The organism is Mesorhizobium sp. M1A.T.Ca.IN.004.03.1.1 (genome assembly GCF_003997555.1).
GTDB lineage: Bacteria > Pseudomonadota > Alphaproteobacteria > Rhizobiales > Rhizobiaceae > Mesorhizobium.
This window is the reverse complement of record NZ_RZTV01001258.1, coordinates 1-228: the sequence shown is the minus strand read 5'-3', so window position 1 is coordinate 228 and position 228 is coordinate 1. Positions and strand designations below refer to the sequence as shown.

The 228-nt window shown below is 68.4% G+C and carries 1 protein-coding gene; it reads left to right on the top strand.

All coding sequences use genetic code 11. The annotated features are described in order from the left end of the window. The coding region (locus EOD29_RS35735; RefSeq protein WP_164764139.1) for a hypothetical protein at window positions 1-228 on the top strand (228 nt) is incomplete at both ends.

The window sequence follows — 228 nt, the reverse complement described above, 5'->3', positions numbered from 1 at the left end:
CGGCACCGTCGGCCTGATCGGCTATACCGTCAGCGACCCCTATGGCCAGGCGACGCAGGGCGTGGTGGCGATCACCGTCTCGGCGGATGCCGGCGCCAAGCTCGCCCAGTTGGAACAGCAAAAACAGGCGCGGCTTGCCGATGCCGATGCCTATTTGAAGACCTTGCCGCGCGACGTCAGCGCAACGATCGGCGTCGGCCCCGTCGAAGCCGGCCTGCCTGCCGTCCC